The sequence below is a fragment of the Kribbella sp. NPDC048915 genome (genome assembly GCF_040649595.1).
In the GTDB taxonomy this organism is placed as follows: domain Bacteria; phylum Actinomycetota; class Actinomycetes; order Propionibacteriales; family Kribbellaceae; genus Kribbella.
The window spans coordinates 78,719-90,654 of the sequence record NZ_JBEZFT010000009.1 but is presented as its reverse complement, the minus strand read 5'-3'; the positions used below and the strand labels follow the sequence as shown (position 1 = coordinate 90,654).

General features: G+C 69.1%; 10 protein-coding genes. 8 read left to right on the top strand and 2 right to left on the bottom strand.

What is annotated here, in order from left to right; all coding sequences use genetic code 11:
- The first annotated feature begins 34 nt into the window (after positions 1 to 34).
- From AB0B82_RS07710 to AB0B82_RS07675, 8 genes are all read left to right on the top strand, one after another.
- Entirely contained in the window at positions 35 to 1,144 is a 1,110-nt protein-coding gene (locus AB0B82_RS07710) for a GNAT family N-acetyltransferase (RefSeq protein ID WP_360163800.1), read from the top strand.
- Complete coding sequence (locus AB0B82_RS07705; RefSeq protein ID WP_360163890.1) at positions 1,116 to 2,066, top strand: potassium channel family protein; 951 nt, start codon at positions 1,116 to 1,118, stop codon at positions 2,064 to 2,066. Before AB0B82_RS07710 ends, AB0B82_RS07705 begins: the two co-directional genes overlap by 29 nt.
- A 71-nt stretch (positions 2,067 to 2,137) precedes the next feature.
- The gene (locus AB0B82_RS07700; protein ID WP_360163798.1) at positions 2,138 to 3,034 is read left to right on the top strand and encodes a zinc metalloprotease; all 897 of its coding nucleotides are present in this window, start codon (positions 2,138 to 2,140) and stop codon (positions 3,032 to 3,034) included.
- Positions 3,035 to 4,229: 1,195 nt separating this feature from the next.
- Positions 4,230 to 5,219 carry a LacI family DNA-binding transcriptional regulator gene (locus AB0B82_RS07695; RefSeq protein ID WP_360163796.1) on the top strand — a complete coding sequence of 330 codons (990 nt, stop codon included), beginning with the start codon at positions 4,230 to 4,232 and terminating at the stop codon, positions 5,217 to 5,219.
- Positions 5,216 to 6,142, top strand: a complete 927-nt coding sequence (locus AB0B82_RS07690; RefSeq protein WP_360163794.1) for a sugar ABC transporter permease — start codon at positions 5,216 to 5,218, stop codon at positions 6,140 to 6,142. The genes AB0B82_RS07695 and AB0B82_RS07690 overlap by 4 nt, the downstream gene beginning before the upstream one ends.
- Positions 6,139 to 6,972, top strand: coding sequence for a carbohydrate ABC transporter permease (locus AB0B82_RS07685; protein WP_360163792.1), 834 nt, complete (start codon positions 6,139 to 6,141; stop codon positions 6,970 to 6,972). The genes AB0B82_RS07690 and AB0B82_RS07685 overlap by 4 nt, the downstream gene beginning before the upstream one ends.
- An 8-nt stretch (positions 6,973 to 6,980) precedes the next feature.
- A complete protein-coding gene (locus AB0B82_RS07680; RefSeq protein WP_360163790.1) occupies positions 6,981 to 8,261 on the top strand; it encodes a sugar ABC transporter substrate-binding protein in 1,281 nt (426 codons plus the stop codon).
- Positions 8,261 to 9,409, top strand: a complete 1,149-nt coding sequence (locus AB0B82_RS07675) for an ADP-ribosylglycohydrolase family protein (RefSeq protein WP_360163788.1) — start codon at positions 8,261 to 8,263, stop codon at positions 9,407 to 9,409. The genes AB0B82_RS07680 and AB0B82_RS07675 overlap by 1 nt, the downstream gene beginning before the upstream one ends.
- Before the next feature lie 15 nt (positions 9,410 to 9,424).
- On the opposite strand, the gene AB0B82_RS07670 is transcribed toward AB0B82_RS07675, so the two are convergent.
- The gene (locus AB0B82_RS07670; RefSeq protein ID WP_360163786.1) at positions 9,425 to 10,267 is read right to left on the bottom strand and encodes a discoidin domain-containing protein; all 843 of its coding nucleotides are present in this window, start codon (positions 10,265 to 10,267) and stop codon (positions 9,425 to 9,427) included.
- Between the two features lie 21 nt (positions 10,268 to 10,288).
- Entirely contained in the window at positions 10,289 to 11,857 is a 1,569-nt protein-coding gene (locus AB0B82_RS07665; protein ID WP_360163784.1) for an alkaline phosphatase D family protein, read from the bottom strand.
- Positions 11,858 to 11,936 lie beyond the last annotated feature (79 nt).

Genomic DNA, 11,936 nt, shown 5'->3' with positions numbered 1-11,936 from the left:
TGGAAAGCACGTTTCCACGAGGGAGGGCGTCCGCATGCTCTGGAAGATCAGGACCGAACTCGCCGACCGGCCCGGTGCCCTGGCCGAACTCGCTGCACGGTGTGGTGCGGACGACATCAACATCCTCAGCCTCGAGGTGTTCACCGCCGAGACCGGTGCCGTCGACGAGCTGGTGGTCTCCACCGGAGTCGGCTGGACGGCCGACGACCTGAGCGCGCTGGCGGCCGAGGCGGGCTGCGTCCGTACGACGGTCCGCCCGTGCCAGGCCGACGTACTCAGCGACGGCCCGACCCGGTACCTGCGGGCCGTCCTGCGGCTGATCGACGACCCGCTGTCCGTCGACGAGGAACTGGGCAACCTGCAGGGTTTCGACGAGTACACGCCCGCCGAATGGGCGCGCGCCGACGTCCTGGTCGAGATCGCGGGCCGACTGGCCGGACGGTTCGAGACGCCCGCGGGTCCGCGGCCCGGCAGCGGCGTACCCGAGTTGCGGATCGCGACCGTCGAGGACGCGGACGCCGTGGTCGCGATGCACGACCGGTGCTCGTACGAGAGCCGCACCCGCCGGTACCACGTACCGATGCCGAAGCTGACCGCCCGGACCGCGCGGCACCTGTCCGCGCCGGCCGGCGGCGTGTCGATCGTCGCGTGCGTCGACGACGCCGTGATCGGGATGGCGACGGCCGCGCCGTGGGAGGAGTTGGGCAGTACGACGATGGAGGTCGCCGTACTGGTCGAGGACGGCTGGCAAGGCCAGGGACTCGGTCTGCGCCTGCTGCGCCAGGTGGTGGCGGAGGCCCGCGCGCTCGGCGCCGACCGGGTCGTGTGCATGGTGCAGCCGGAGAACCACGCGATGCTCCGCACCCTCGAGCGGCTGCGGATGCGGTCGCGGGTGATCCGGGACGGCGACAACTTGATGGTGAGTGTCGCACTGTCGGACCGGAGCCTGTCGCATGCGGTGGATCGGCCGCCGGTGCCATATCGTCAGGAGAGTGCCACCCCTACCCACCGGTCGCAACCCCTACGGGCTGCTGGTCAACCTTCCCGCGAGCACGCGCTCGCCGCTCTTTCAGCTCTTCACCCGGTTGCTGGTCGCGCTGGGACTGCTGACCGTGATGGTGCTGATCGTGGTGATCGACCGTGACGGGTACAAGGACAGCTACGACGGCTCCGTCGACCTGATCGACAGCATCTACTACGCCACCGTCACGCTCACCACCACCGGGTACGGCGACATCACGCCGGTGACGCCGGCCGCCCGGCTGGTGAACGCCTTCCTCGTGACGCCGCTGCGGATCGCGTTCCTGGTCGTCCTGGTCGGTACGACACTGGAGGTACTGGCCAACGAAGGTCGCCGGATCATGCGCGACACCCGCTGGAGGAAACGGATGAAGGACCACACCATCGTCATCGGCTACGGCACCAAGGGCCGGTCCGCGGTGCAGACCCTGATCAGCAACGGCGTGAAGCGCGAAGAGATCGTCGTGATCGATCCGCGCGCGCAGGCGATCGGGGACGCGGGCAACGACCAGATGGCCGCCTTCCACGGCGACGCGACGAACCGGACCGTACTGCGGCGCGCCGAGGTGATGTCCGCGCGCGAAGTGATCGTGACGACCGACCGTGACGACTCGGCCGTCCTGGTCACGCTCGCGGTCCGCCAGCTGAACCCGGACGCGCACATCGTCGTCGCGGTCCGCGAAGAGGACAACGTCCCGCTCCTCCGGCAAAGCGGCGCGGACGCTGTCGTCACCTCCTCGGAGGCGGTCGGCCGGCTGCTCGGGCTGTCCGCCGTCAGCCCGAACCTCGGCGAGGTGATGGAGGACCTGCTCACCTACGGTGAAGGACTCGAGGTCGCCGAGCGGCCGGTGCTCGGCCGCGAGGTCGGCAAACCGCCGTCCGCCGTTCCGGACCGGGTCGTGTCGGTGGTCCGCGACGGCAAGGTCCACCGGTACTACGACTCGAACGTCTCGGTCCTCGCCGCCGGCGACAAGCTGATCGTCGTACGTCCCGCCAAGGAGACCCCGTGGGCCGAGCGCCCCGGTACCCAAGAGGACGACGAGTAGCCCTTCCGCCGTACCGCCCGCTGTGATTCAGTCGAACTGCCTGGGGGACTCAGATCCGGCAGGGGGCGGACATGAACTTCACCAAAGCAGCACGAACGGCTGCGGTGGCGGCTTTGTTGATCACCGGTTTGAATGCGGCGCAGACGCAGGCCGTGGCTGAGGACTGCGTCACCGAAGAGAGCGTCGTCCAGGCCCGTGGCGGTCGCGAACCCGAGCTCGGTCAGGTCGCCAAGGACCTCCCGGCGACCGCGAAAGGCCGGGCGAGCGCGGACTTCCGGGTCACGGTCCCGGTCTATTTCCACGTGGTGACGGACGGTTCGATCGGTGCGCTGACCAGGTCCCAGATCAGGGCGCAGATCGGCGTCCTGAACAACACCTTCGCAGGTGGTGAGGGCGGCGCCCGGACCGGATTCCGGTTCACGCTGGCCGGGGTGACGCGGACCGACAACCCGACCTGGTTCTACGCGGGCGCGGGCGGCAAGCCCGAACACGACATGAAACGGGCACTGCACACCGGTGGCCCCGGCGACCTCAACCTGTACTCGACCACGGCCGGCGAGGGACTGCTCGGCTGGGCATATCTCCCGGACATCGTGACCAAGCCCGGACAGGCATACCTCGACGGTGTCGTCATCGACTGGGAGTCGTTCCTCGGTGCGTCGACCACGTACGAAGGCGCCTTCGACCAGGGCGAAACCACGACGCACGAAGTCGGCCACTGGCTCAACCTCGAACACACCTTCTTCGGCGGCTGCGGCCCCAAGGGCGACTTCGTCGACGACACCCCGGCCGAGAAGACCCCGACGTCCGGCTGCCCGGCAGGCAAGGACACCTGCCCGGCGCCGGGCCTCGACCCGATCCACAACTACATGGACTACTCCTTCGACTCCTGCTACACCGAGTTCACGCCGGGGCAGGCCCAACGCATGGCCGACGCCTGGCTCCACTACCGAGCCACCACCGACTGACCTCACCCACCACAACCCGCCCCGGGGCCTCCGCGCTCCGGGCCGGGTGGCGCGGGCGGCTGGCGCGGGGCGCGCCCAGGGTCGACTTTGTGCATGGGATCCGTATTTTTCGGCGGCGAATGTACGGATCTGGTGCACAGAGTGGCCCGATCGTGGGTGGTTTGCGGGCGGTGTCGTGCAGCGGCGTCGTGCTGGGCGGTGCCCGTGCGCTTCGCAGTCGGCGTACGGCGTCGCTCGGACTCGTCTCGGTGATCGGCGGCGGTCTCGGGGTCGACTTTGTGCATGGGATCCGTGTTTTTCGGGGGTGGATGTACGGATCTGGTGCACAAAGTCGGCCGATCGTGGCTCGTTCGCGGGCGGCGTCTGCCGGGCGGGCCGTCGTACGGCGCGGGTCGCGCCCGCCCGTGCGCCCGGTCGCCTTGCCCATGCGCCCTGTCCCCGCGCTGCGCCCTGTCCCCGCGTTGCGCCGTACTCGCGCCGCGTACCGAGCGGGCCCTCGCGCACCGCGCAGTCGGCGTACCGCGTCGCTCGGACCCGTCTCGTTGATCGGCGCCCGCTTCGGGCTGACTTTGTGCACCAGATCCGTATTTTTCGGCGGTGAAGGTACGGATCTGGTGCACAAAGTGGGCCGATCGTGGGTGGTCCGCGGGCGGCGTCGAGCCGGTGGTGCCGCGCGCCCGGGCGCGAGTTGTCGTCGTCTCCGCGCCTCGTCGTTTCCCCTGCGCGCTCGTGCCCGCGCCGTGTGCTCGTGCCCGTGCCTCGTCCGTTCCCCCCGCGCTCGTGCCCGCGCCGCGTGCTCGCCCCGCGTGCTCGCGCCCGCGCTGCGCCCGCGGCGCGCGCCGTCGCCGCTGCGCCGCGTGACCGTGTCTGCGGTAGCCGGCGGGCCCGCACCGGCTGTCGTATAGGGCTGACCGTTCTCCGCGGGCGAGAGCTGCTGCTTTGTCGTCGGGGCTTCGCTCGACGACTCAGGGAGGCGACTTTGTGCACGAGATGCGTGCTTTTCGGGTGCGAACGTGCGGATCTGGTGCACACAGTGCGCCTTTGGGGGTGGTTTGTGGGGTGTTTGGTCGGGCCGGGTGGAGGCGCCGCGCGGGGGCGCTGGGGTTGCCGGTGTGGTGGGGTGTTGACCTCGGTGGGGGAGTGGCCTTAATGTCTCGCCTGTAAACGATTACAAGAACGATTACAGGAGGCCGGCGTGAGTCGTCCGACGATCGCGGGGGTGGCCCGTGCGGCCGGGGTCTCGGTGGCGTCGGTGTCGCGGGTGCTGAACGGGTTGCCGGCCACCGAGGAGATGGTCGAGCGGGTGCAGCGCGCGGTCGAGCAGCTCGGGTATGTGCCGGACGCGCGGGCGCGGTCGCTCAAGGTGGGGCGGACGTTCCAGCTGACACTCGCGGTCGCCGATGTCGGTAACCCGGTGTACGTGACGATGATGCGCGCGGTCGAGGAGGTCGTGTCCGCGGCCGGGTACCGCCTGGTGGTGACGGCGACCGGGCCGGACGTGGTGGACGAGGTTGCGCTGGTGCGGGGGATGGCGCGCGGGTACGCCGACGGTCTGCTGATCAGCCCGCTGCGTGTGGACGAGGACCTGGTCAAGTCGATCCGCGAGTGCGAGGTGCCTGTGGTCGTCGCCGGTAACGTCCCGGCGAAGGCGGGCGTCGATACCGTACGGGCGAATTCCCCGAAGGGCATGCTGCTCGCCGTCGACCACTTGGCGTACTGCGGTCGCACCCGGATCGCCTTCGTGAACGGCCCGGCCGACACGGTTCCGGGTGCTGCCCGCGCTAAGGGTTTCGGCGATGCGCTGAAGACCCATGGTCTCGAGGCGGTAGCTGTCACCGAGGCCGCGGACTTCACGTTCGCGGCCGGTCGCGCCGCCGCGCCCGAGTTGGTCAAGCAGGCGGGCTTCGACGCCGTGATCTGCGCGAACGATCTGCTGGCGGTCGGGCTGATGCACGAGTTGGCCGCGGCAGGTCTCGACGTACCGGGTGACGTTGCGGTGGTCGGCATGGACGACAGCGAGCTGGCCGAGCAGAGCTTCCCGCCGCTGACCAGCGTCAACCTCGGCTCGGCCGAGCGCGGCCGCCGCGCCGCCGAGTTGCTGCTGGCAAGAATCGACGACAACGACCGCACCCCCCGGCGCATCGTCGTACAGCCCTCCTTGAGCATCCGGAGGTCCACGCCGTGACGGCTACGCTGGCCGCGCCCCCTGCGCCGGTAGGAAAGAAGAAGAGCGGGAAGCCGAAGCAGAATCGGGAGGCGATTCTGCTGTTCCTGCCGGCGCTGCTGCCGGTCTTGATCCTGAGTGTTTACCCGCTGATCCGCGGCATCGCGCTGGGCTTCACGAACGCGCGCGCCGGCCTCCGCGTCGAGACGAACTTCGTCGGCTTCGACAACTTCGCGAAGTTGTTGCAGAACGACCTGTTCTGGGACTCGTTCCGGATCGGTGTGATCTGGACGCTGTCGGTCACGATCCTGCAGTTCGTCGCCGCGCTCGGCTTGGCGCTGCTGCTGAACGCCGACCTGAAGTTCCGCGGCGTGGCGCGGACGCTCGCGCTGATCCCGTGGGCGATGCCGCCGGTGGTCGTCGCGATCATGTGGCGGCTGCTGCTGCACCCGACGAACGGTCCGGTCAACGAGATCCTGCAGACGCTGCATCTCACCGACCACCCGATCAACTTCCTCGGCGACTTCAACACCGCGCTCCCGGCGGTGATCGTGGTCGGGATCTGGGTCGGGATGCCGATGACCACGATCACGCTGCTGGCCGGCCTGCAAGGCATCGACCGGACGCTGTACGAGGCCGCGGCGGTCGACGGCGCCGGGACGTGGAGCCAGTTCTGGAACATCACGCTCCCGCAGCTCAAGACCGTGATCATCGCGATCACCAGCCTGGACATGATCTGGAACTTCAACTCGTTCGGTCTGGTGTACGTGCTGACCGCGGGCGGTCCGGGCGGCCGGACGATGCTGCCGATGCTGTTCGCGTACAACGAGGCGTTCCGCTACGGCAACTTCGGGATGGCCGCGGCGATGGGTGACGTGATGGTCGTGATCATCATCGCGTTCCTGTTCTTCTACCTGCGCAACCGGCTGCGGAGTGAAGCATGAGAACCCATCCGCTCGCCCGCACCCTGCAGTACGCCGCCGTGGTGGTGTACCTGATTTTCCTCGGCTTCCCGCTGCTCTGGCTGATCTCGAGCTCGCTGAAGTCACCGCAGGAGTTCGCGTCGATCACCCCGAGCCTGCTGCCGAAGCATTTCGACCTGTCCAACTACACCGACGCGCTGAGCGAGCAGGGCCTGATCCGCGGTCTCGGCAACAGTCTGCAGATCTCGATCTACACCACGATCCTGGTGCTGATCGTCGCGCTGCCGGTGTCGTACGCGCTGGCCCGGTTCCGGACCCGGCTGCGGCCATTGACGAACGGGTGGATCCTGGTCAGCCAGGTGTTCCCGGTGATCCTGATCGTGATCCCGCTGTTCATGATCCTGCGCCCGCTGCACCTGACCAACACGATCCCCGGCGTGGTGATCGTGTACATGGTCTGGTCGCTGCCGTTCGCGCTCTGGATGCTGCAGGGGTACGTCGCCGCGGTGCCGCGCGAACTGGAAGAAGCGGCGTCCGTCGACGGCGCCGGCCGGATCCGGACCATTGTGTCGATCGTGATGCCGTTGCTCCGGCCGGGGCTGATCGCGACCGCGATGTTCACGTTCATCTCGGCGTGGAACGAGTTCTTCTTCGCGCTGGTTCTGTTGCAGGACCCGCAACTCAAGACGCTGCCCCTGGTGCTGGCCCGCTTCGTCGGCGCCGAGGGTCAGGTGCAGTTCGGCCCGCTCGCAGCCGCCTCCGTGCTGGCCACCGTCCCCAGTTTGGTCTTTTTCGCCTTCCTCCAGCGCCGGTTGACATCCGGCCTGCTGAGCGGCGCAGTCAAAGGTTAGGAGAGGTCATGAAGAAGGTGTTGACCGCGTTGCTCGCGGCGGGTGCGCTGGTGACGCTCGCCGCGTGCGGGGGCAACAGCGACGACAGTTCGGGGTCGGGTGACCCGAACGAGAAGGTGACGCTCAAGTTCCAGAGCCTCGCCTTCCAGAAGTCCACGGTGGCGGCGACGAAGAAGATCGTCGCGGACTGGAACGCGGCGAACCCGAACATCCAGGTCGAGTACGTGCAGGGCAGCTGGGACTCGGTGCACGACCAGTTGGTCACCCAGTTCCAGGGCGGGACCGCGCCGGACATCATCCACGACGAGTCCGCCGACATCACCGGTTTCGCGAACCAGGGGTACCTCGCGGACCTGTCGCCGTACCTGAGCCAGGAGACCAAGGACGCCGTCTCGCAGGGCGTCTGGGACACGGTCTCGCAGGACGGCAAGATCTTCGCCGCCCCAACCCTGCTGCAGTCGTACGCCGTGTTCGCGAACTCGGCGGCGCTGAAACAGGCCGGGATCACGGTGTCCGGTGATTCGCTGAGCTGGGACGACCTGGCCGCGAACGCGAAGAAGCTGACCGCCGGCGGCAAGTTCGGTCTGGGCTGGGGCCTGAAGAGCCCGACCGCGACGATGCTGAATCTCGGGCTGAACTTCGACGCGAAGTACTTCGACGGGTCCGGCCGGGATGCCAAGGCGACCATCGGCGACGCCGAGCTCGAGGTGCCGAAGCGGATCCACGCGATGGCGTACGACGACAAGTCGATCGACCCGACCTCGCTGACCCAGAGCGGCACCGACGTGCTGCCCGGCTTCTACGCCGGCAAGTACGCGATGGTTGTGGCCGGCAACTACGTTGCGCAGCAGATCCTCGCCGAGGCGCCGAAGACCTTCCAGTGGCAGGTGCTGCCGCCGCTGAAGGGCACCAGCACCAAGCAGGCCGCGAACCCGCAGACCCTGTCGGTACCGGCCGAGGGTAAGCACATCGAGCAGGCGGCGAAGTTCATCGACTACTTCATGAAGGCCGACAACTTGGCCGCGGTCGGTCAGGGTGACTGGCTGATTCCGACCACGCAGGCGGCCCGGGACGCGGTGCAGCAGGCGACCGGCGGCAAGAACGGCTGGGAACAGATCCTCGCCGGTGGCGCCGAGCTGACCAAGGCGCCGTTCCAGAGCGTCGAGAACTACCCGCAGTGGAAGGACCAGATCGCGACGCCCGCGTTCCAGCAGTACCTGGCGAACAAGCTGGACGCCGCGGAACTGGGCAAGAAGCTGAGTGACGGATGGGGCCAGGTCAACAACTGATGCCGGACACAACCAGGACTGCGCTCGAGGACAAGGCGGTCGGCGCGCTCGTCGGCTCCGCGGTCGGTGACGCGATCGGCGGCGCCGTCGAGGGCTGGACCCCGGAGGCGATCCGGGAGCGGCACGGCGGCTGGGTGACCGGCATCGTCGGCCCGTGGTACGACGACTGGCGCACCGCGCGCCCGATCGCGCCGTACCACAAGGGTGACGGGCACATCACCGACGACACCTTGATGACGCACGCGCTGGTCGAGGTGTACGACGAGCGCCGGTCGCACCTGGACGCGTACGCGGTGGCCGAGTCGCTGGTGCCGAAGATGCTCAACGGGACCCGCTGGGTCCCCGAGCTCGAGACGGAGGCGTTGCTGCTGCAGCGGGTGTTCCTGGCCGAGAAGTGGCTGGTCGCCCGCCTGCACTACGGGCACGTCGACCCGCGCGAGGCCGGCGTCGGCAACATCGTCAACTGCGGTGCCGCGATGTACATGGCGCCCGTCGGGATCGCCAACTCGGGCGATCCCGAGGGCGCGTACGCCGAGGCGCTCGACGTCGCCGGTGCGCATCAGTCGAGTTACGGGCGGGAGGCGGCCGGCGTGTTCGCGGCCGCCGTCGCCGCCGCGATGACCCCCGGGGCGACGGCCGCCTCGGCGGTCGAGGCGGCCGCGGCGCTGGCCAAGGACGGCACTCGGAGGGCCGTCGAGGCCGTCGCCGAGGCCGCGACCGGGATCACCGATTGGGAAGCGGCGATTCCGGTACTGCGGCGCGCGATCGAGCCGTACGACACCGTCGGCCCGAACTACCGTGAGCTGTCGATGGACGCCCGGCGCCCGAGCCGCACCAAGGCGATCGAGGAACTCCCGGTCGCGCTCGGCTTCGTGCTGGTGGCTGAGGGCGACGTACGGCGTGCCGTCCTGGGCGGCACGAACTACGGTCGCGACGCGGACTCGATCGCCTCGATGGCCGGCGCGATCACCGGGGCGCTGCAGGGACAGGCCGGTGTGCCGGCCGACTGGGCGGCCGACATCGCGGCGGCGAGCAAGACCGATCTGGTCGAGCCCGGCCGGGTGATGGCGTCGGTCGTGCGGGACATCCAGGCCGCGGACGCCGAGCGCTGGGCGCGCCGGACAGCCGCGCTGGACGCGCTGGCCTGAGCTGGATCTGAGATGTCAGCTGGCGTAGGCCTCGAGTTCGACGATCCGGGAGTATCCGTGGTCGTTGGAGTCGTGGACGACCACCCGGACGGCGTCGACCGCGCGCGGCCCGAACGTGACGGTCACCCGTCCGGTCGTGTTGGCGCGGATCTCGTGCAGCGTCGTCCACTCGGAGGCGCCGGTGCGGACCTGGACGTCGAAGTCCCGGATGCCCATCACCGCTGCGGGGTAGCGCTGCGAGTCGAGGGTCTGCAGGACGATCCGGCCGATCGTGGTCGGCTGCACGAAGTCGACGCCGTACGCGTCGGGGAACACGCCCTTGTCCGCGTCGTGCCAGCCGCTGGCACCCCACTGCTCGGTGTCGGCGTTGCCGTCGACGCCACCGCACAACCGCATGTTGCCGTGCGTGGAGGAGGCGACCGCCTGCTCACCGAGCAGGACGTTCTCGCGGGCGGGGATCGGCTTGATCTCGACCGGCACCCGCAGACTGTCCTTGCCGACGGTCAGCTCGACGTGATGGGTCGCGGGTGCGCTGCCCCGCGGGACGGTGAGCTCGAGCGGAGCCTTCACCAGCTGGCCGACGGGCAGGTAGCTGGAGAACTGGTGGCGCGACAGCGTCAGCGCGTCGTCGCCGGAGATGCGCATGTCCGCGAACCTGGGTTTGCGGCCGGTGTTGGTCATGCCAACGCTGACCTTGCCGGCCGGGAAGCACGGCAGCGGCACCACCTGGACGGGCTGCGGTGTCGCGCTGATCTCGACCTGGTCGTTGCTGGCAGCAACGGCAACGAGCGGGGCGGCGAGGGTGAGTGGCAGGGCGACCAGAACGGCGGCCCGGGTGCGGGTCAGGCGTCGGAGCATGGCTGGATCCGTTCAGTCTCTTCAGGCGAGGTGGGTTCCGGGGCGGCCGTCCTCGACGACCAGGGTGGCGCGGGTGGACGCCGTACCGCCGGGCGTGACGACGCGGTCGACGATCCGGAACTCCGACGTCCACTGGTTGCGGTCGAGCCGGCAGCTGAGGTACCCGCGCTGGACGTTCTGGTACTTGATGTGCAGGTTCTCGGCGAGCAGCGCGCGACCGGTGGCGTCGGTGTCGACGCCGTCCTTTCCGGACGAGATCGACGTGGTGACGAACTCGGTGCCGACCGCCGGCGTCGACGGGTCCGCAAAGTCCACTCGCAGATCGGACGCGACGCTGCGGTGCAGGTCCCCGGTGAGTACGACGAAGTTGCGGACGTCCTGGTCGCGCACGCCGGACAGTACGCGGTCGCGGGAGGCGGCGTACCCGTTCCAGGTGTCCATCGGGAGCTCGAACTCGGGGCCGGTCTTACGGTCGAGCTGCGCCATGGCGACCTGCTGAGCGACGACGTTCCAGCGGCTGGTGGACTTGCCGAGCGTGTTGAGCAGCCAGCGTTCCTGCGCCTCGCCGGTGATCGTCCGGGCCGGGTCCGTCGACACCTCGTCCGGTGGCAGCCACCCGCCCGTACTCGTCTGGTCGTCGCGGAACTGCCGGGTGTCCAAAATGCTCAGATCGGCGGTGCGGCCGTACCGGAGATGGCGGTGCAGGCGGACCGACGGGCCCTCGGGGTGTTGATCGAGCCGCAGTGGCATGTGTTCCCAGTACGCGCGGAATCCGTTGGCGCGCCGTACCACGAAGTCGTCGTGCGGGATGCCGTCCTCGGAGATGTAGCCGGCCCAGTTGCCTTCGACCTCGTGGTCGTCGAGCGTGACGATCCAGGGCGCCGCCGCGTGCGCGGCCTGCAGATCGGGGTCGGACCGGTGCAGCGCGTAGCGCGCCCGGTACTCGTCGAGCGTGAAGATCTCGCCGGCGAAGTCCACCGGCACAGGCTGGTTGCGGACGCCCGCGGTCGGGCCGACGCCGACCTCGTAGATGTAGTCGCCGAGGAACAGGACGACGTCGTGCTCCCGGCTGACCACGTCCTGGTACGCGGTGTAGAAGCCGTCGTAGTACGCCTGACAGGACGCGACCGCCAGCTTCACGGCCGGTTCGTCGTTCGGCGCGGGCGCGGTGCGCGTGCGGCCGACCGGGCTGATCTGACCGGCGGCGCGGAAGCGGTAGAAGTAGTGCCGCCACGGACGCAGGCCGCGGACGTCGACGTGCACCGTGTGCGCGTACTCCGGGCGGGCATGCGCCGTGCCACGCCGTACGACCCGGCGGAACGCGTCGTCCTCGGCGACCTCCCAGTCGACGTTCACCGCCCGGTCGTCCATGCCGCCGAACGGCTCCAGCGGACCCGGTGCCAGGCGCGTCCAGATCACCACGGCGTCCGGCAACGGGTCGCCCGACGCGACGCCGAGAGTGAACAGCGGTCGTTTGTCGGTGCCGTGCGATATCCCTGTCGTACCAACGATGTCGACGAGATCCGGGAGGTTTCCGCTCACGGCGAGCGCGGCGGCGGCTCCGGTCAGAAAGCTGCGGCGGGTGACCATGGCCCGAAGTATCGGACCGTGCCGACGCGACGATCCAGGTGTGTGTTTCGCCTGGCGCAACAAGGGAAGGAAGAGGCTC

Excerpts from the sequence above, each read along its gene's own strand:
- AB0B82_RS07710 (WP_360163800.1), top strand. The coding sequence starts at position 35 with ATGCTCTGGAAGATCAGGACCGAACTCGCCGACCGGCCCGGTGCCCTG.
- AB0B82_RS07705 (WP_360163890.1), top strand. The coding sequence starts at position 1,116 with ATGGTGCTGATCGTGGTGATCGACCGTGACGGGTACAAGGACAGCTAC.
- AB0B82_RS07700 (WP_360163798.1), top strand. The coding sequence starts at position 2,138 with ATGAACTTCACCAAAGCAGCACGAACGGCTGCGGTGGCGGCTTTGTTG.
- AB0B82_RS07685 (WP_360163792.1), top strand. The coding sequence starts at position 6,139 with ATGAGAACCCATCCGCTCGCCCGCACCCTGCAGTACGCCGCCGTGGTG.
- AB0B82_RS07680 (WP_360163790.1), top strand. The coding sequence starts at position 6,981 with ATGAAGAAGGTGTTGACCGCGTTGCTCGCGGCGGGTGCGCTGGTGACG.
- AB0B82_RS07675 (WP_360163788.1), top strand. The coding sequence starts at position 8,261 with ATGCCGGACACAACCAGGACTGCGCTCGAGGACAAGGCGGTCGGCGCG.
- AB0B82_RS07670 (WP_360163786.1), bottom strand. The coding sequence starts at position 10,267 with ATGCTCCGACGCCTGACCCGCACCCGGGCCGCCGTTCTGGTCGCCCTG.
- AB0B82_RS07665 (WP_360163784.1), bottom strand. The coding sequence starts at position 11,857 with ATGGTCACCCGCCGCAGCTTTCTGACCGGAGCCGCCGCCGCGCTCGCC.